This window comes from Desulfuromonas svalbardensis (assembly GCF_055389415.1).
This window is the reverse complement of the sequence record NZ_AP042416.1, coordinates 2,549,232-2,568,428: the sequence shown is the minus strand read 5'-3', so window position 1 is coordinate 2,568,428 and position 19,197 is coordinate 2,549,232. Positions and strand designations below refer to the sequence as shown.

Sequence of the window (19,197 nt, the reverse complement as noted above, 5' to 3'; positions counted from 1 at the left end):
GTGAGTGGGCGATGAGGTATTGTCATGGGAGTTACTCCACTGTGTCATCAACGTCCACTTCTATTTTCTCTTACTAAAAAGGGGCGGTAGCTATTGCGGCAGATTGATACTAATCAGCAGCGAGCTTATCGAGTAGCAGGATCAGATCTCGACGAACGGATTCATGGCTGTACTCATCGTCGGGATTAGCAGCCTGACCAGAGCGTTGAAACAGCGGCCGGTGCTGATACAGTTCTCCCCAGCGCACATCGACCTGGCGCACAAATTCATGTAACGCATAATCACTGGACAGAGTCGCCTCGATCATCTCCCGCAGCGCATTGCCGGGCTGTTGCAGATGGCGTTCCACCAGCAACTTGTTCCCTCGCAAGCGCTGGCATAATATCGACTTCAGTGCCCCAGATGGATCCGGAGTCTGCTGGTTAATCCAGTGCGTCAACGCGGTGATGGCCTGCTGTTGCTGAGAAATAGGAGATTCCCCCTTCATTAGGCCACTTCCTGCTCGGCCAATGGCCCCAGCCATGCTGAATTTTTGCTGCAAACGTATTTCACGTTGTATCTCATCGGTGCTGGGATCCTGTTCGTTGCTCATCTGGTGCTCCATACGGCTTTTTTAATAGCGGAATAGGTTGGTGTTAAGAACGAAGGTTATTTCGGAGTCTGACATAGGATTTAAGCGTTGGGTAGCATATTTTGAACTGAGCCACTGCCTCGAAGAACGTATCCAACAATTAGGGCAGGTATTGAAATGCAACATTCCTAGGGCAATCTAAGCATGTCACGACCACTCGTCGGATTCTTTTCGTTGATGTTGGTGACATAGAATGTCCCCTTGGTGTTTCTCAGTGGGTCATTCGTAGAAGGGCCGACACCTTTCATTGCAAAGTGTCGGCCCATTTTGGTGTGTATTCAGTGCAATTAAGAAAAAGGTTACAGGTTCACCGGTGAAACTTTTTATGTTGTATCTGCGGTGATAAAATTGCGGTTATAGCTCAAATTCCTCTGCATCATCGTAAGGTGCAGTTCTTCTGCCCAGCAAAGCAATAATTTTTCCAGTAACGAAACCTGTAACAATTGCTACCAGAATCGTAATGCCGATACCGGCTAGCTGGTTACTTTTGTTGATACCATCGACAATGAAAATAGCAGCGAGTCCACCAAACAGTCCAGGCAGGCCGTGTAGATTCATAACACCACAGGTGTCAATCCCTTTAATGAACTTTTCGACTTTTCCTTGCAACACCGCAAACCCAAAGGTCGATAGTCCACCAGCAATGATGCCGATAGCAAAAGCTTGAGGCCAACTAGCAAGATCACAGGTAGAACCAATCGCGACACCACCAGCCAGTGCAGCATTGGCGATATCTGCTGCGTCGATTTTGCCACGTAAATAAATGCTGGCAAAGTAGGTCGCAATGGTTGCGCCGCAAAGGGCAAGTATCACGTTGATTGCAGTATGCGGTATCAGCTCTGGGGCAACTAAAGCCGAGCAAAAGCTTGGCCAGAACAACCAGAGGATCATACTACCGAGCAATGAAAAACGATCACTGGTATCGTCCGCTTCTATTGGTATATCAATCTCTTTTGGTGTGGTCATGGTCATGATCACACCCAGGCCGAATATTGCGCCGAAAGCATGAATGACGACCGATCCGCCCATATCAACAAAACTACCGTGAGCGATTAAACCAAAACCGTGATCAAGAATAATCCATTCGTTAAATGCATAACAGGGAACGAACAGGAGGCCGAGGAGAATGTATTGCCCCATTTTTAATCTGCCAAGAGGGGCTCCCGCACAAATGAGCAGGCTTGCTGCAGCAAATTCAGCAAGAATCAAGCTGTCAATTTCAGAACCTGAACCGCCTAGAATGCCTAAACTATCTTTCAAAATATAAAGGGGCAGCGCGACACTTACTAAAAGATACGTTGCCGTTACCGCTGAACGGCCATATTTCTTGACGAACACCATCAGAAAGCCGAAACCCGCCAACAACATTGCCATGATATGAATCGCACGATTATATTTTTGTACTTCAACTACATGTCCCAATTCCGTAGTATTTCCAATACTTACAAACAAGAAGATACTTATAAATGCCAGAAATAACTTTAAGTGGAAGTTGGTCTTGTTCATGATATGGACTGTCTCCTTGGTTCAATTGAGGGGCTATATACATAACAATTGGCAACCTGATACGTGTCAGATAAAACCCTTTGTTTGACGAAACTTAAATAGTTCGCAGAATCTGCATCAGATATCAGGGAGCCCATTAAGTCAATAAAAACCCTTGTAGTCCAAGGCAAGTATATTCTGGAAAAGATGTACATGGAAAGGTAGATATGTACATAGATGTAATGTAGGAGTGTCGGACATAACCATAATTTGATGATCAACCAATGATTTTTGTTAGTGAGGTGGTGGGTTGGTAATGAGCTATTGTAATGCAACTGGTGATATTCAGAGAAGCCTTTGGATTTTTAGCAGGGGGGGGATTCAGAGGTTTTAAATCGTTCGTCACTCCCGCGAAGGCGGGAGTGACGAAACTTATTTGTTGCTAGTGGGTGCTTAGTGCTAATCAGGACGTATTTTGTCCACCAAGGTCAAACGGTGACTTGCGCACTCATTTCTCGCACCCAGATTTTTCGTTTAAAATTCTGCTCGTATGGCTTCAATGGCAGGTTTTCCTTCTGGACCCTTGACCCCTTCAAGCCAGATGGCTACGGTGTCGAGGTTTGCGGAAATCCAGTCCTTGGCAACTTTCTCAGGCTCGATGTTCTCGCGGCTGAATGAATAGATCCACTGACTTTCAGTCGCATTTGAAACCGAGAAGTGCTGCAGTAATTTATATACTTCGGGAAACTGTACTGAGAAGTCCTTATTGACAACGGTGTTGATAGCTGGCTCGTTGACGAATCTCTCTGTCCCCGGTACACCCTCTAAGTACTTGATGTCATAAACGGAGTTCATATAGTGGGGACCCCAGCAGCCAAAAGTGACCCATTCTTGTTGTTTTATCTTCGAACCGACCTCCATCAACATGGCCGGCAAGTTGCTACCGATCTGTTCCCAATCCTTCAGTCCAGCGATATCCTGATCCATGATCTTTTCCATCGCGGTGTGCATGCCAGAACCAACTTCAATATTGTAAATAGTCCTATCGAACTTGTCGGCATGCAGATCGAGGTCAGCAAAAGAATGGACACCGGCATCCCAGACATACGTAGGGACGCAGAGACTAGTTTTGGAATCACTCTGGTTTGTGGCGACTTTAACAAGTTCCCCCGACTCAATCAGAGGATCGACCATATCGTTATGGTGGGGAACCCAGGCGGCCAGCATAACTTCCATTTCGCCGCTGATCATCGCATTGTAGATTATGCTTGGTCCGACCTCTAACTGTTTTGTTTTGTAGTCAAGAGTCTCCAAAATCTGTGTAATTACAGCAGTCTTGACTGTTACACCTGGCCAAGGAGGAACGCCGAACCGGATGGTTTGGCTAGCGTATGCTGCCGATGATAAAAATGTCAAAGCGATCAGTAATGAAATAATCTTTTTCAATTGTAATTCCTTTTTAATTTTTCGAGAGAGAAGTTAACACAAAATGAGGCTGGTCTTCAAATGCAACATTCCTATGGAAGTCTAGGCATGCATCGACCACTAGTCGAGTTACTTAAGCTAAATTATTGAAATACAAGATCTGATTCCAATGATTGTTCAGTAACTTAAAATAATTCATAAACGATACGTTTGATATTAAAGAATCAATAAAACCCTTGTAATACCAGTTATGTATATCCTAGAGATGATATGAGTGAAATGGTAAAGACATATATACATGAATAGGGGAGGAACCCGTCATCTATATAATTTGATGGTAGAACTCAATGACTTTGCGTTTCCGAGTTATCTATTATTATAATGGGAGTTTGCCCAATGTGTCAACAGTACCCCCTTGCTTTTTTTAAATTTAGCGCAGAAGATTTTCTGGACGCGTTGATTTAGTTATTAGATTTAATGGCTTGTAGTCTTAGAAAAGATGTTTATCACTACCACACCCGCTACGATTAAGCCCATTCCTAAAACTGCGGGAAGATCAGGTATTTCCTTGTATAGAAATGCGCTTATAATTGTGACTAAAACGATACCGATTCCCGACCAAATCGCATATGTAATACCAACCGGTATCGTTCTTAATACGTACGTCAAAAAATAAAAAGACATTCCATACCCAATAATAACGATAGTACTGGGGATAAGTTTAGTGAATTCTTCTGATGCCTTTAATGCACTCGTGGCGATGACTTCGGAAGTGATTGCAATTGCAAGATATAAGTAAGCCATTTTATTCTTTCTAAAATCTAAAGATTCATGATAACCGGCCGCATCGCGAGTTTGAGTGACTCTGTGCAATTTGGTTTTTTTGAATTTGCACAAAAATTAATAGGGAGGAATGTCTTAAAATGCAACATTCATATGGCAACCAAAACATGTCACGACCACGAGTCGAATCAATTTTAAGCTGAAATATTGTAATTCAAAATCTGACTTCAAGGGTTTTTATCTCCCCATACTATTGAGTCTTGGTTTCGTGGCAAATCAGCTCTGTGTTGTTAATAAGGCGGTGGGTTATGGGCTATTGTAATGGAAGCTTGTCCACTGTGTTTAACACGACCCTCTTTTCATTACGTAACACAGATATTGTTTTGATGTGGTGGAGTAGGGTGGTTGTTCGAATATAAGTTTGAGAAGGCGCGATCTAACGAGCTATAAAAATAGCTCGTTAGTACGACCGTTTTATTGGATAATACTTAGTCTGTAATCTAAGGTGAGGCAACCCACGATGTTATGTAATGTCTTTGTGATTATGGGGGTGTTGCCATCGTCATTACTTGTTCTTTTCGGCCTTCTTGATTTTTTTCGCTTCCTTTTTCTCTTTTGAAGTTTTAGCAGGTTCCTTCTTGTCTGACTTTTTGCTATCCATTCCTTTGCCCATTGTCTTGCTCCTTTAGCTATGCAGTGATGGTACGAACGATCTATCAAGGGATGATATCACGCATTGATCAGCCAAAGGAGTTATTCGTTTTTTCCCTAAACCTTAAGCTCTATCCACGCATAGTAGCTGGCCCCGATAAATCCAACAGAAAAAAGCAGTAAGAAAAAAGCAATCGCACCAAAAGTCCAAGCCTGTGGGTAGAAGTTTTTCTGATAGCAGAGGCAGGCAATATAACTACAGAGCAGGCACAGAGGTATGGCGAGAATGATCATCATGGGGAAGTTATCGCAGAAATAAACTTATATAGATAGAAATATAATGAGTGACCCCAATCATTGTTCCGTAACCTCAAATAGGTCACAAATAACTATGTCAGATATCAAAGAACCTATTCTTATATCCCCAGAGTAATCACCAACTCTTGATTCTCGACAATGACATTTTTTAGCACCATTCTGGCAGGCGTGACCGCGTTCCTCTTTGACCGAGCAGGTGCCTTTTCGAGAACAACAACCGCTACCTTTCATCTGCTTTTATTGATGTGCTATATGGTTACTGATAAACGACACCTTTATGTTTTAGCCACCCATTCTCATGATGACCATCAGGATCGTGATGCGTCCAGTGCAACACACCACCTTTCGAATTCCATTCATATTCACCGCTAAAATCAACAGTGTCACCTTCACGTAACGAGTTAATTCTGGTTGCTAAGTCTATGTTGTGAGCAATCAGCAGTGTCTGACCCGTTGAAAGCTTAAGGATAAATCTTTGATGTTTGCTGCCTTTATTGTCATCGGAAAGATTGCGTATAACGACGCCAGAACCGCTTACCTGTATGTCGCTTTGCTGGTCCTGAAATGCATTGGTGATTTGTTCGTCGCACGATATTTTTTGCTGCGGGTAGGGTTGTATCGATGAGGAATTGTTTTCAAAAAATCCATACAGGGCAAGGCCGACAATTACGACTATAAGTAATTTTTTCATATTAAACCTCGACTGTCCCTCAAGTAAATTTGAGCCATATAACGTTTTTGATCACCGGCGGCAGGCTGACATATGCATACCAGCAAATTATTCGAATTAAATAGCAGCCGTATATTCCATCTGAGTTGATTTGTTAGGCGTGTCTACCCTACATAAAACCATTGATATACTGGCACCATTCTGGGCTATTGCGACCTGGGACGTTTGGGTTTCCTCGGATGCCTAGCTTAAACTCGATTACAGACTTCCATTCATCTGAACCAATATCTGGTCCGTGCCCCATACCATCACCTGTAGGGATAGATGACTCCACGGCACGATACCAAGGTTCAGTACATAACTCCTGTGTTTCGGCTTGAATAGTCTGGCTCTGACACGCTGTCAGAACGAACAGTGAAGACGACAGGAGAAAAATTAGCCGTTTATTCATGGTTTAATCGCCTAACGTTTTTGATAAGGTGCGGCGGCTTTTTGCCGTCGCTCTTAATTTTTTTGTTGAGCGACAATTTTCAAAATAGTTTCACGCTTTATTGTAAATGACCCATAAATATCAATGTCGGCATCATATTTTTCTTGGTTATCAGCTACGAAGTTGATGTCACTAATGTAGTTTTGGAACCTACCATCAAAGTCATTCCAATCTTCTTTTACCTTAAATTCTATTAAGCCAAGAAAGCAACTTGCACCATCACTATCACCAACTGACTTCTCTGACCTGAGATATTTGATATATGCCTGAAGGTAAAATAAAAATGGAACCTTAGGCATATACATTAAATCTTCTTGATAGAAAATTGCATTCTCTTCAAATTGGTTCACAGCCTGTTGTAAGGACCTTCCGAAGAAATTTTTATATGCATACCCGTCATCAAGCTCTGACTCAGGCCCAACTGGTAGCCAATCATTAGCATTTGGAATTGAATTCATAAAGTAGTCTAACGTTTTTGATAACCGGCGGCAGCCTGACTTACGCATACCACCAAATTATTCGAAATAAATAGCAGACGTATTTTTCGTCTGGTTGATTTTATTGTTGGCCGCCGTGTTCGGAATCAATGGGCTTTTTGTGTAAGAGAAAAAAGCTCACCAAGAGAGAGGTTCTCGTTCCAAATAGATTCAAAATTTAAACCGGTTTTTTGTTCTATACTGACTGCGAGAGTTTCAATCTCCAAGGCGTCACCTGTCCACTTATGTGGGTTCAATGCGTTGTAAATATCGAGAATTTTATCTTCTGGGTTTAGTTTCAATTGGTCCATATCGTTGATGGCAAATGACTCTATGAAATCAGAAAGAAAACTTCGTATTTCCTCTTTAGAAGCACTTGGAAATGCTAGATGCCAGTTTTTTCCTTGGCAGCGACGATTGTGATATCGCTCAGGTAGCCTGCCGCCCAAAAGACAAGCCAGGATAACGATGGCTAAAATAATAAGGCAAATTGTGATGATAGCGACATTCATGCTCTATGGCACCCAACGTTTTTGATAACCGGCGGAGACCAAAGGTTTTCGCCCCACTAAATTATTCGAATTAAATAGCAGCCGTATCTTCCGTCCGGTTGATTTATTGGTTAGCCATTTTCATTACATTGGCTATCAATGATTGTAATGTTTCAGCACCTTCCGGCGTGTATAGATAAATGAACCCGCCGAAATTCAGCGTAACAGTTGCCCAAAATATTGTGCGGAAAGGCTGTTTTATTGTTTTATGTCGTAGCTTTTGTTGTGCAACGAGTGCTCCTGGCCACCCTCCAACCAATGACAGTAAATGTAGTGTGTTTTCAGGGGTACGTTGTTCCCCCTTTGTTGCCGCTGATTTGTCTATGGCATACCATATGAAAGTCACCACGCTGGCCACAATGTAGAGAACGAGAATTTCAAAAGGTATTTTTTCGATAAAAACTGACGTCGCTACGATAGAGAGAAAACAAGTTGCGATAGCAAATGACAATGTACCTTTAGTAAGCATTTTCAATCTCTTTGTGATGGCTAACGTCGCAAATCACCAGCGGCGTAAAGCAGAACGTAGCGTCGCTTTACGCCGACCGAGTGAATTTGACTTGTTAGGTTGTTATGTCTTTTTGATAATCCCGACAATAAATAGAAGCAAGGCAGCACCAGCTGTTGCTGTTATGATTGAACCGATCAATCCTCCTGCCGAGATGCCAAGCAAGCCAAATACAAAACCACCCAATACTGCGCCGATTACACCGACGACGATATTTCCGAGCAGACCAAAGCCACCACCTTTCATCAAGGTTCCAGCCAACCAACCTGCCACGGCACCAATTGCTAAAAATATCAATATCCCTGTTAAGTCCATAATTTCACCTCTCCTGTTAAAAAATATACTTGGATTTACCGCAACCTAACGCCTTGCTCACCGCCAACTGTATCGAGTCCGAGTGAAGCAACTTGTTAGGCATTACTATCAGATTCAAACCACCGATAAACAACTCCAGCTAAAATGGCTCCAACAACAGGTGCAATCCAAAACAACCATAGTTGAGACATTGCCCAATCCCCCTGAAATATTGCAACGCCAGTGCTTCTAGCTGGATTGACTGATGTATTCGTAATAGGGATGCTTATAAGGTGAATAAGAGTAAGACCGAGACCAATAGCTATCGGAGCAAAACCTTGTGGTGCACGTTTATCTGTCGCACCTAAGATAATTATTAGAAACATAAATGTCATAACTATCTCAGTCACTAATGCAGCAATCAGGCTGTATCCGCCAGGTGAATGCTCACCATAACCATTTGATGCAAAGCCAGCTGTGACATCGAAACCCGCTTGACCAGTAGCAATAACATATAGTATCGCTGCCCCAGCAAGACCGCCTGCTACCTGAGCAACAATATAAGGCCCAAGTTCAGAGATTGAAAATCTTCCGCTCGACCAAAGTCCAACCGAGACGGCTGGATTGAGGTGGCAACCAGATATATGACCAATAGCAAAGGCCATTGTTAATACAGTAAGTCCGAAAGCTAAAGAAACGCCTAAGAGACCTATGCCAACATCTGGGAATGCGGCGGCAAGGACAGCGCTACCACATCCCCCAAGCACAAGCCAAAATGTTCCAATAAATTCTGCACCTAGTTTTTTTGATAATGTCATTTTTTACTCCTTTACTCCTTTGTTGAAACTTCTATTACTTGATATGCCTAACGTTTTTGATAACCGGCGGTAGACTAATTTAAGCATACCACCAAATTATTCGAATTAAATAGCAGACGTATTTTTCGTCCGGTTTATTAGTTTGTTAGGCTTGGCCATATCTTTGATTAAATATCTCATCGCTCATAGTGAGGTATAAAATAAACTCTATAAAAGAGATGATCGCTGGTATAAATGTCCAGAACAAAAGCAAATAAACGATACCTTGACCCATTTGACCAAGGTAGAATTTGTGCGCTCCGAACCCACCTAGGAAAAAAGCAAATAGTGCTGCTGCTACTCTACTTTTTCCATTAGCAGTTACGGGCCCAAGGTTAATTGTTGCAGGTTGTGCCATTTGTCTAACGCCACATTTAGGGCAAATTTCCGCTTTTGCTTTTATTGTTTCGCCGCAATCACTGCAAAATTTCTCATCAATTCCCTTAACAGCAACTTCACTCATTTTTTCCCCTTTGATTTATTTTTTGATTGCCTAACGTTTTTGATAACGGGCGGCGTGCTGACTTATGCGCACCACCAAATTATTCGGATTAAGTAGCAGACGTATATTCCGTCCGGGTTATTTGTTTGTTAGCTGTGTTTTTCATCTAGTTGTTTTGCCATGTAAAAGTAAAAAATACCTGCAAAAATAGAAGCAATTATTGGCGGAAAATATGCAAACAAAATATTTTGATTGAGTTTCCTAAATGAATAGAGGGCTAGATAAACTATAGCTATTTCTAGAGCTAGTGTAGTTAGAAGTAGTAACCAATAAGGAGCTAGGCCTGCTTTCCTACGGTTGTAGTTTATTGTCGTTGGTACAAACCAAATACAGCCATATAAGAAAACTAGTAATACTAAATGTAGGATTCCTTCCATTATTGCCCTTATCTTTAATTGCAGCTAACGGTTCATGATAACCGGCGGCGACGCGAACTTGCGTGACCCACCGCAATTTGGTTTTCAATTTTGAAGATACGTATTTCCGTCCGCGTTGATTGGATGGTTATGCGTCTTCTATTAATATGAGGCTAAAGTCAGAGTTTTCAAATTGGTCTAATGTTAAACTTTCAAGAATATTGTCTTGATTAATATCGTATCCAAGTCCCCTGAAATGCTTTGCATGTTTGGTGGGAATTGTTGTGCCGCGTGAACCATCATGACCACTGCCGTCAATATTTACGGAGTATAGTTCTTTGCCACCACCTTTGGGTTTGGCGTAGACGTGCGCGTGTTTGATTGTTTTTTTTTCAGTACTGCCCGTATCTTGGCGATATGATGATTTGCTACCAGGCACTAATTTATAATTTTCATGCTCGAAAAGTAGGACTTGTTCCAGAAGTAAATCTTCCTGAGTATCTATTTCATCCAAAAATATTTTAAATCTACCCACTGATTCCCTCATTTCTTTACGCCTAACGTTTTTGATAACCGGCGGCAGGCTGACTTACGCATACCACCAAATTATTCGGATTAAGTAGCAGCCGTATATTCCGTCCGGTTGATTTGATTGTTGTACGGCTTTTTCGTACCCGCAAAAGTTACGGAATAAACTCTTCAATAATTGAATTCCCTTTTGAAAAGTCACCGCTTGTCCATTCCCAAGCTTCGTAGAGCCGAACACGGCCGTCAGGCAATATTTCTGGTTTTGATTCACATTTGCCTGTCATGATTTCTGCTTTTGAATTTATATGGTTGTATCTCAGTTCAAGTGAACCACACGGCTTAATTTGGGCGACCAATGTTCCAAGTTTGATTGGACCACCTTTGTAAGTGGCCCAAATGTTGTTTTCAACTTGCCGATAATGGAAGATGGTTTCTTGATCTACTTCCCCAGTTCCAGAATTGCTGATTGACTTGAAATAACGATTATCGAAATTTATTGTCATTTTTCTCTTTCAGTTCCTTGACGTACAACGTTTTTGATAACCGGCGGCAGGCTAGCGTATGCAAACCACCAAATTATTCGAATTAAATAGCAGACGTATATTCCGTCCGCGTTTATTTTATTGTTAGGTGCCTTTTCCACTGCAAGTTTCAGTAGAAATAATAATTGTTGTCAACAGGCCACCTTCTTTTCCATAGTAGTTGTAGTGATATGAAATCCCGTGTTCGTAATGTTTTTTCATCTTTTCACTTCCGCACTGAATACTCATTATTTGACTTGTTAATGTCTCTTTAACTTTGTCTTTGGTCAGTGGGTCTATTAGATAATCAATAAGGGTAAAATTTAAACTCACTATTCTCCCCGCAACAGATACACTGTCGGCCCTTGTTTCAGCGTTGATCATTACTGGAAGGTTCTTGTTTTTCTCTTTTGCAGATTCAAGTAGTTGTGCCTCAACGGTGGGTGGTTTTTCTTTTGTGAAAAAATTAAGTGACATATTACCGCCAACAACAATTAGCCCAATCCCAAGGAACAGATAAAAGGCTTTGGCAAGTTTTGAATGTTTTTTTTGGATTATTGCAACAATGAGGCTGATTAGTGCAATAATTCCCGCAAGGATGAGGCTAATACCGATAAGCAGGATAAATATTTGATTGATTGCTTGGTGCATTATTTCTTTCCTTTTTTGAAACCTAACAGTGTGTTAGACAGAAATAAATCCGCCTAACACCATATTGAAGGATTCTGTCTAGTAAAATATGTTTTTATAATTAACTTACTATTAATAACGCCAGATAATACAGCGGCGACCGTTGTTGGGCAAGATAAAAGTACTGATATGGTTGTTAGGACTTGAGGCCGCTGGCTCACTGTTGATTGACATAATAAAGTCAAGCAATCTTTGGCCGTTGAAATGTAATTCGGTATGAAAAGTTTATGCTGTACTGCGGTTTTGGTGGTCGTTTTATCAGTATGTTGAGTGGTTGGTTTTATGTGTTAGACAGAAAAAAATAAGTGGAAACACTGGCATCTTGCCTAGATAGTCGGTGATATGCAGATTTAGTTTTTAGGCTGAAAACAGTGCCGGTAAACCACCTGCGCACTGGTGGCATTGCTTAATGGCTCGTGTGTATTTGCTTCACAGGTGAAGTTTAACTGATCCCCGTTCGGGAACGTTTCGTCGCCGTTATATTTGCAGAAGGATATTATGCTTTAGAGCCTTTGGATTCTCTTGATTTATAAGCCTAATGTAATCGACGTGATTGCTGTTCGTTAATGGTGCTGCTCAGGGCTAATTAGGTTGTCACAAGATCCACTTTTCTATATAATTCTATGTTTGTTTATTGACTCAAGTTTTCGTGTCACGAAACAATTTTTTGATGAATTCATCATGATCTTTAAGGAGATTTAAAATAGTATGACATCACAAACAAAAATTGCGCTGGTAACAGGTGGCAGTAAAGGGATTGGCGCTGCGATAGCTTTGGCGTTAGCAAACTCTGGTTTTGATATTTGGTTGAATTACCGCAGTGATGATGCCGCAGCTTCGGTTGTGAAGCAGCAAATTGAGGCGGCTGGTTCAACGTGCGTATTGCTACCGTTTGATGTCGCTGATATGGATCAAACCGAAGCGGCCCTTAAACCATTACTGGAAGATGATGTGCCGTTTGCCATTGTCAATAACGCTGGCTTCGCCCGTGACACACTGCTGGCAATGATGGCTGATAATGAGTGGAACGATGTCCTCAATGTTCACCTCGGTGGTTTTTTCAATGTCACCCGTACCGTGCTGCCACAGATGATGCGCAAGCGTAAGGGACGCATTGTTAATATTGTTTCGACCTCGGGGCAAACAGGGGTGGCGGGGCAGGTCAACTATTCGACCGCGAAGGCGGGGCTGATTGGTGCGACACGCTCACTTGCTGCTGAAGTGGCTAAACGAAAGATATTGGTCAATGCCGTTTCGCCAGGGTTTATTGAAACTGAGATGATTGAGGATCTTCCTTTAGAGCATATTCTGCCCATGATTCCCCTTGGCCGTGTTGGTAAAGCCGAAGAGGTGGCTAATGTGGTTGATTTTTTATGTTCTGATAAGTCGAGTTATATTACTGGTCAGGTATTTTCGGTTAATGGTGGCGCGTGTATGACGTAGGGGGTTGTGTTTTTTTTGGTTGTAAACTTTGCTTATGATTCGATATGTAAGATGTGTTTTGACTGTGGTGGGATCGGATCAACAAAGTTCCATACGATAATAACAAACAATGGCTGAAGTAATTCGGGGTTGCGCCCCCGACCGTCGCCATACTTTTAGCGTCATCCAAAAGTATGCAAAACATGACCCCGTGATTGTCTGGCCCTACGGGTTCCCTCACTACAGTCGCTTACAGCACAGCGTACCAAAAAACTCGCTACGCTCAGACAGTTTTGGTACAAGCGGCTCTGCTGACGCTCTTTTCATTCGGCGGCGGCAAATGGGGGAACATGGTGCGAAAGAAACAAATAGTTAAGCAGGTACCACGGAAAAAGTAGAGGGCCATACTTTATCAATAACCTCTATACCTTGATAACAAAGTTGAACCGATTTGGAGGTCGAGAGGCCGACGAACCGCGCTGACATATAAGAGGGAAACAGATTCATTGTAAGTGGAATGCGGCCCGCTGCAAGCGTGAACTTTAAGGCCATTTTTTGCTTACTTTTTGCTGGCCTTGGAAAAAAGTACGTCGGCTGCGGGACGAGACTCGCGAACTTGACTTTAGGGTTTAAATGTAGTGGTCTCTGATCAATAAAGCTCTACTGACAATAACAAGCTATGGCTGAAGTAATTCGGGGTTGCGCCCCCGACCGTCGCCATACTTTTAGCGTCATCCAAAAGTATGCAAAACATGACCCCGTGATTGTCTGGCCCTGCGGGTTCCCTCACTGCAGTCGCTTACAGCAGAGCGTGCCAAAAAACTCGCTGCGCTCAGACAGTTTTGTCACAAGCGGCTCTGCTGACGCTTTTTGCGTTCGGCGGCGACAAATAGGGGAACTTTGGTGCATAACGGACAAAAACAATGCTTTTCAATAATTCATAACGGAAAGAATTTACATTTATGACACTCAATCGTGTTGCCATAACAGGAGTCGGCATCATCTCATGCCTAGGCTGTGACACATCAACCGTTACTGAAGCTTTACGTGAAGGTCGTTCAGGAATTGTCGTTGACCCACAACGAACGGAGCTGGGCTTTCGTAGTCCATTAACGGGGCAAATTAATGGTTTCGATGAGAAGAAAGTGTTAGGCCGTAAAGAGCGTAAAAGTATGCCGTTGTTTGCCGTGCAAGCATATGCCTCAGCACGTGAAGCGTTAATGATGGCTGGCCTTGATGATGAGGCGATACGCAACCCTGCTACCGGACTGATCTACGGCTGTGATTCAAGTTGCCTCGCGGCGATTGAACAAGTTGATCTATTACGTGAACGAGGTGAGACTAAGTCTATTGGTAGTGGGCAAATTTTCCGTTCTATGAATTCAAACATTACCATGAATTTGAACACGTTACTCGGTACTCAGGGAGCGTGCTGGACGTTAAGCTCAGCCTGTTCGAGTGGCGGTCACGCCATTGGTCAAGCAGCGGATTTGATCGCTTTAGGGCGCCAAAAACGGATGATTTGCGGTGGTGCACAGGAGATCAATTGGCAGTCGATGTGTAGCTTTGATGGTTTGGGAGCTTTTTCAACTAACACCGATGATCCTGCTGGAGCGTGTCGGCCTTTTGATGCCAACCGCGATGGCTTAGTGCCCAGTGGTGGTGCGGCTACGGTAATTTTAGAAGATTATGCGTTGGCTCAAGAGCGCGGGGCAACCATTTTAGGTGAGGTGCTCTCGTATGCTTTTTCATCTGATGGCGAAAACCTGTCGGTGCCAAGCCGTGGCGGATTACAGCGAGCGATGAATGAGGCGTTGACACGGGCCAACCTCGCGCCGACAGATATTGATTACCTATGTGCTCATGCGACAGCAACTCCTGCTGGCGATGGTGCTGAGGCGGATAATATTAAAGCGGTATTTGGCCGCGCCGATGCGGGTCATGCGGTGCCGTGGGTGTCATCGCTTAAATCGATGACGGGCCATGAATTGTGGATGTCGGGTGCTTCGCAGGTGGTGTACACCACTTTAATGGCTCAGGGCGGATTTATCGCAGCGAACCGCAATTTTACCAGCCCCGATGAGCACTCGGAAGGGTTGAAGATTGTCACCTCAACTTTAGACCAAGCTCCTGAAGTGGTGCTGTGTAACTCCGCTGGCTTTGGCGGTACGAACTCGTGCCTTGTCTTACGGATGGGCGCTTAAATGTACGATGCGGTTGTTGTTGGTTCAGGTGTGAGTGGACTGACCAATGCATTGCTTTTGGCTCGTGCGGGCCAGCGTGTTGCGGTGGTCGAGCGGGCGAAACACTGTGCGCCGCTACTGCGTGGCTTTGAGCGTTGGGGGGTGCAGTTTGATACCGGCTTTCACTATGCTGGCGCGCTGGCCGATGGCGAAGGGTTACAACGGTTTTTTAACCTCCTCGGTCTGAATCGTCACCTTGAAATTGAACCGATGCGTTCGAGTGGTTTTGATCGACTCCTTACCGCTGACGACGGTTTTAGTTACGATTTCCCCGTTGGTCCTGACGAGATCGTGCGCACTCTGTGCGATAAATTTCCCAATGAGCGCAGCGCAATCAGCCGCTTTATCGCCGATACGTTGCAGGTCAGTGATCATCTGCCATATATCAATCCGACCACGCCAGTTGATCAACTATCGGCTTTTGACCGCGCTCATGATATTAGTTTGAAGGATTATTTAGCAGGCTTAACAGCCAACCCGATGTTGCGTCGTTTGTTGTCGCTCCATTGTTTGCTGCATGGTGTTGCGCCAGATCGGGTGCCGTTCCGTTTTCACGCCAGTGTCATCGGCCCCTATTTTCGTTCGGCTTCAACCATCGTTGGTGGTGGCTTAGCGTTGGCGAACGCCTTTGAATGTTGTTTAAGTGAGGCTGGAGTCGATCTGATTTGCGATGCTGAGGTGAATCAAATTCTATTATCTTCTAATGAAGGTGTTGAAGGGGTTGAACTCTGTGACGGCACAGTGATACACTCCCGAACCGTTATCAGTACGATTCATCCACGTTACACGTTACAGTGTCTACCTGAGCGAGTATTTAGACCCATTTATCGTAAGCGCTTAAGTGGTTTAAATGAAAGTATGTCAGCATGCGTCTTGTTTGCCCGCTGCCGTCAACCGCTTGAGGTGCTACGTGGCCGCAACGTGTATCTGTTGCCAGCGACATCGCCTCCGATACAACAGCAACAACAGGATTGCAGAGGACCCGAGGGTGAAAATATCCTTTATGTGACGGCAGCCAGCGCCACTTCTGGCGCCGATTGTGGCGGGTTTATGGTGATTGCACCCACCGCAGCGGCTCAGTTTTCGCAGTGGCAGGGGAGTCAATTCGGCCAGCGTCCCGATTCGTATAATGCGTATAAAAAACAGATTACCGCTCAAATGATCGCGCAATTACAACAATTACAGCCTGAGTTGACCGCCCAGATGGATCGTTACCAGTTAGCGACGCCGTTGACATTACGCGACTATATGCATAGCCCTGATGGCGCATTGTATGGGGTGCAACATCAGGTGGATCAGTATCCGTTACAGGCCATCACGCGCATCAAAGGTCTTTACCTTTCAGGCCAAGCACTTGTGGCTCCGGGGGTGATGGGTGCGATGATTAGTGGTTTTAATACCTGTGGAACTATTTTGGGTCATGACCGATTAGTGGGAGAATTGAAACAGTGCCATCAAACGATTCAGTAAAATCTTCAACAGTACCATCGGCACCATCGGCACCATCGCCATCAATCCTGCCTCGTCGCGTTGTGATTACCGGCATGGGAGCTGTTTCCCCTTTTGGCCCCACGGTGACGGAACTTGAACAGGGGTTGCGCGCGGGTGAAAGTGCCGTGCGTTACCACCAAGAGATGACCGAAGTTCAGGGCTTACGTAGTCTGGTTGCGGCGAAGGTAATTGGGATCGATCCCAAGCGGATTGCCCGCAAGCACCGCCGTTCCATGTCTAATATGTCGATCTATGCCGCACTGGCCACTCAGGAAGCGCTGTCTCAGGCTGATGTCGATGTTGAGATGTGCCGTTCGGGGCGTCTTGGGGTGTCGCTCGGTTCCACCGTTGCCAGTACTAAGGTTTCGCAGGAATTTTTTGAAGATTATTTACGCGATCACAGTTTAGAGCGGATGAAAACAACGCTGTTCTTTCAATTGATGAACCATAGCTGTGCCGCCAATGTCGCGCAAACGTATGAGATAAATGGCCGGATTTTAGCCCCCTCGGCGGCGTGTGCAACGGGTAGTCAAGCAATTGGTTATGGTTATGAGATGATCGTTGCCGGGCATCAGGATCTGATGCTGTGTGGCGGTGCGGATGAACTTCATCCTCTCACGACAGCCACCTTTGATGTCATGCATGCCGCATCAACGGGTTACAATGATACGCCGCAATTGACACCCCGACCATTTGATAGCCAACGCGATGGCATGGTGTGTGGTGAAGGCAGTGGGGTATTGCTGCTTGAATCACTGGAATCTGCTCAGGCGCGTGGGGCGGCCATTCATGGAGAAGTGATCGGCTTTGCTACCTTGTCCGACTCAACCAGCATTGCCAACCCTAATGCCAGTGTGATGGCGGAATGTATGCGCCAAGCGTTAGTTAACGCAGAAATTGACGCTAATGCGGTGGATTATATCAATGCCCACGCTACGGCAACGGCGCAGGGTGATATCGCTGAAAGCCAAGCGATTGCCGAGGTGTTTGGTGCTAGTGCAACGGTCAGTAGTTTAAAGGGTCATTTAGGCCATACTATGGCTGCCAGTGGCGCATTGGAAACCATTGCCACCGTCGGTATGTTGCGCGATGGACATCTTGTGCCAACACTACACTTAGATCAGATTGACCCTCAGTGTGCCGACCTCAACTATATTCGTCAGCCACAACAAAAAAATATTCAGATTGCACTTAAAAATAATTTTGCCCTTGGAGGGGTCAACACCTCTCTCATATTAAGGAGGTACACCAGTGACTGAGCAAGAGATGATCACGATCATTAATGACGCTTTGGTTGAAGAGTTTGAATTGGATGCGGATGAGATGCAGCCCGAGTTGTCCATTTATGATGATCTTGGTTTAGATAGCCTCGATACCGTTGATATGGTGATCGTCCTTGAGGGGGCATTTAAATTCAAAATCCGTGAAGAGGCTGAGATTAAAGAGATTCGAACTCTGGGCGATATTCATGGATTTGTACAACGTAAACTCGAATCAGAAAAATAGTTAGCGGAAAACACTGATGAACAGCGAACAGATCAAAATAATAGCCATGAACGTATGGGTGTATGGACTACTGGTATTGCTCACAATAGTTGGCATCCTATTGACACCACCAGTCGGAGTGTACTTTTTCCTCCGTCATGGCTGGAACACGCCGCGTATTATCCGCCATATTATCTGGTTGTACGGTAAGGGCTGGTTGGCGATTATCAGTCCATTTGTGTCGTTTGAACGTCTAGGTCTTAGCGATGCGGAGGTTCCCGATAATTGTATCTTTGTGATCAACCATCTGTCGTTTTTTGATACCTATTTCATGGGTTCTTTACCTCAAAGTGATATCACCTTTGCGGTGCGTTCGTGGCCATTTAAAATGTTTTGGTATCGGTTTTTTATGCAATTGGCCAATTACCTTGAAGTGGAAGACCTGTCGTGGGAGCAAACGCTCGTTAAGGGCAATGTGGTGCTGAAACAGGGTGGGGCGGTATTGTTTTTCCCTGAAGGACATCGTAGCCGCACCGGTAAAATTCAGCGCTTTTATTCCGGCGCCTTTCACTTGGCGGTACAGAGCGGTTGCCCTGTTGTGCCACTGTGTATCATTGGAACCGATGAACTGTTGCCCCCAGGGCGCCGTTTTCTTAAGCCTGCTACGGTGAGGTTGAAAATTCTCCCCGTTGTTGAGGTGGCTGACTATCAACATGAAGGTGGTCATCGCCAGTTACGTAAAGACGTTAAAGCGATGATGGTCGCAGAACTTGATCAGATGTTGGCTGCTAATGGCACAGACAGCGAGGGGTGTTAAACG

At 44.4% G+C, this 19,197-nt stretch carries 23 protein-coding genes; 7 read left to right on the top strand and 16 right to left on the bottom strand.

What is annotated here, in order from left to right:
* Positions 1-109 precede the first annotated feature (109 nt).
* The 16 genes from ACZ5KY_RS11535 to ACZ5KY_RS11460 all read right to left on the bottom strand — a co-directional run bounded on the left by ACZ5KY_RS11535 (position 110) and on the right by ACZ5KY_RS11460 (position 11,697).
* Positions 110-592 carry a hypothetical protein gene (locus ACZ5KY_RS11535; RefSeq protein WP_464244048.1) on the bottom strand — a complete coding sequence of 161 codons (483 nt, stop codon included), beginning with the start codon at positions 590-592 and terminating at the stop codon, positions 110-112.
* A 393-nt stretch (positions 593-985) separates the two neighbouring features.
* Entirely contained in the window at positions 986-2,137 is a 1,152-nt protein-coding gene (locus ACZ5KY_RS11530; protein WP_464244047.1) for an ammonium transporter, read from the bottom strand.
* A 513-nt stretch (positions 2,138-2,650) separates the two neighbouring features.
* Positions 2,651-3,562 carry a glycine betaine ABC transporter substrate-binding protein gene (locus ACZ5KY_RS11525; protein WP_464244046.1) on the bottom strand — a complete coding sequence of 304 codons (912 nt, stop codon included), beginning with the start codon at positions 3,560-3,562 and terminating at the stop codon, positions 2,651-2,653.
* A 453-nt stretch (positions 3,563-4,015) separates the two neighbouring features.
* Positions 4,016-4,345, bottom strand: coding sequence for a DMT family transporter (locus ACZ5KY_RS11520; protein ID WP_464244045.1), 330 nt, complete (start codon positions 4,343-4,345; stop codon positions 4,016-4,018).
* Positions 4,346-5,092: 747 nt separating this feature from the next.
* Positions 5,093-5,272 (bottom strand): hypothetical protein, encoded by a 180-nt coding sequence (locus tag ACZ5KY_RS11515; RefSeq protein WP_464244044.1) that lies wholly within the window; start codon positions 5,270-5,272, stop codon positions 5,093-5,095.
* A 277-nt stretch (positions 5,273-5,549) separates the two neighbouring features.
* The gene (locus tag ACZ5KY_RS11510) at positions 5,550-5,984 is read right to left on the bottom strand and encodes a DUF3465 domain-containing protein (RefSeq protein WP_464244043.1); all 435 of its coding nucleotides are present in this window, start codon (positions 5,982-5,984) and stop codon (positions 5,550-5,552) included.
* A 148-nt stretch (positions 5,985-6,132) separates the two neighbouring features.
* Positions 6,133-6,414, bottom strand: coding sequence for a hypothetical protein (locus tag ACZ5KY_RS11505; RefSeq protein WP_464244042.1), 282 nt, complete (start codon positions 6,412-6,414; stop codon positions 6,133-6,135).
* Between the two features lie 53 nt (positions 6,415-6,467).
* The gene (locus tag ACZ5KY_RS11500; RefSeq protein WP_464244041.1) at positions 6,468-6,911 is read right to left on the bottom strand and encodes a hypothetical protein; all 444 of its coding nucleotides are present in this window, start codon (positions 6,909-6,911) and stop codon (positions 6,468-6,470) included.
* Positions 6,912-7,036: 125 nt separating this feature from the next.
* Positions 7,037-7,441: a hypothetical protein gene (locus ACZ5KY_RS11495; RefSeq protein WP_464244040.1), complete on the bottom strand. Its 405-nt coding sequence runs from the start codon at positions 7,439-7,441 to the stop codon at positions 7,037-7,039.
* A 103-nt stretch (positions 7,442-7,544) separates the two neighbouring features.
* The gene (locus ACZ5KY_RS11490; RefSeq protein WP_464244039.1) at positions 7,545-7,949 is read right to left on the bottom strand and encodes a DUF1294 domain-containing protein; all 405 of its coding nucleotides are present in this window, start codon (positions 7,947-7,949) and stop codon (positions 7,545-7,547) included.
* Between the two features lie 102 nt (positions 7,950-8,051).
* Positions 8,052-8,303 carry a GlsB/YeaQ/YmgE family stress response membrane protein gene (locus tag ACZ5KY_RS11485; protein ID WP_464244038.1) on the bottom strand — a complete coding sequence of 84 codons (252 nt, stop codon included), beginning with the start codon at positions 8,301-8,303 and terminating at the stop codon, positions 8,052-8,054.
* 95 nt (positions 8,304-8,398) lie between these two features.
* Complete coding sequence (gene aqpZ / locus ACZ5KY_RS11480) at positions 8,399-9,100, bottom strand: aquaporin Z (RefSeq protein WP_464244037.1); 702 nt, start codon at positions 9,098-9,100, stop codon at positions 8,399-8,401.
* Between the two features lie 145 nt (positions 9,101-9,245).
* The gene (locus ACZ5KY_RS11475; RefSeq protein WP_464244036.1) at positions 9,246-9,602 is read right to left on the bottom strand and encodes a TM2 domain-containing protein; all 357 of its coding nucleotides are present in this window, start codon (positions 9,600-9,602) and stop codon (positions 9,246-9,248) included.
* Positions 9,603-10,145: 543 nt separating this feature from the next.
* Positions 10,146-10,532: a hypothetical protein gene (locus tag ACZ5KY_RS11470; RefSeq protein WP_464244035.1), complete on the bottom strand. Its 387-nt coding sequence runs from the start codon at positions 10,530-10,532 to the stop codon at positions 10,146-10,148.
* Positions 10,533-10,680: 148 nt separating this feature from the next.
* Positions 10,681-11,028, bottom strand: coding sequence for a n-acetylglutamate synthase (locus ACZ5KY_RS11465; protein WP_464244034.1), 348 nt, complete (start codon positions 11,026-11,028; stop codon positions 10,681-10,683).
* A 123-nt stretch (positions 11,029-11,151) separates the two neighbouring features.
* Positions 11,152-11,697: a hypothetical protein gene (locus ACZ5KY_RS11460; protein WP_464244033.1), complete on the bottom strand. Its 546-nt coding sequence runs from the start codon at positions 11,695-11,697 to the stop codon at positions 11,152-11,154.
* A 747-nt stretch (positions 11,698-12,444) separates the two neighbouring features.
* Between ACZ5KY_RS11460 and fabG the strand changes: the two genes are divergently transcribed.
* The 7 genes from fabG (at position 12,445) to ACZ5KY_RS11425 (ending at position 19,194) form a co-directional block, all read left to right on the top strand.
* Complete coding sequence (gene fabG, locus ACZ5KY_RS11455) at positions 12,445-13,179, top strand: 3-oxoacyl-ACP reductase FabG (RefSeq protein ID WP_464244032.1); 735 nt, start codon at positions 12,445-12,447, stop codon at positions 13,177-13,179.
* A 109-nt stretch (positions 13,180-13,288) separates the two neighbouring features.
* Entirely contained in the window at positions 13,289-13,534 is a 246-nt protein-coding gene (locus tag ACZ5KY_RS11450; RefSeq protein WP_464244031.1) for a hypothetical protein, read from the top strand.
* A 586-nt stretch (positions 13,535-14,120) separates the two neighbouring features.
* Positions 14,121-15,362 carry a beta-ketoacyl-[acyl-carrier-protein] synthase family protein gene (locus ACZ5KY_RS11445; protein ID WP_464244030.1) on the top strand — a complete coding sequence of 414 codons (1,242 nt, stop codon included), beginning with the start codon at positions 14,121-14,123 and terminating at the stop codon, positions 15,360-15,362.
* The gene (locus tag ACZ5KY_RS11440; protein WP_464244029.1) at positions 15,363-16,871 is read left to right on the top strand and encodes a phytoene desaturase family protein; all 1,509 of its coding nucleotides are present in this window, start codon (positions 15,363-15,365) and stop codon (positions 16,869-16,871) included.
* Positions 16,850-18,151 (top strand): beta-ketoacyl-[acyl-carrier-protein] synthase family protein, encoded by a 1,302-nt coding sequence (locus ACZ5KY_RS11435; RefSeq protein ID WP_464244028.1) that lies wholly within the window; start codon positions 16,850-16,852, stop codon positions 18,149-18,151. Before ACZ5KY_RS11440 ends, ACZ5KY_RS11435 begins: the two co-directional genes overlap by 22 nt.
* The gene (locus tag ACZ5KY_RS11430; RefSeq protein WP_464244027.1) at positions 18,144-18,398 is read left to right on the top strand and encodes a phosphopantetheine-binding protein; all 255 of its coding nucleotides are present in this window, start codon (positions 18,144-18,146) and stop codon (positions 18,396-18,398) included. Before ACZ5KY_RS11435 ends, ACZ5KY_RS11430 begins: the two co-directional genes overlap by 8 nt.
* 16 nt (positions 18,399-18,414) lie before the next feature.
* The gene (locus tag ACZ5KY_RS11425; protein ID WP_464244026.1) at positions 18,415-19,194 is read left to right on the top strand and encodes a lysophospholipid acyltransferase family protein; all 780 of its coding nucleotides are present in this window, start codon (positions 18,415-18,417) and stop codon (positions 19,192-19,194) included.
* Positions 19,195-19,197 lie beyond the last annotated feature (3 nt).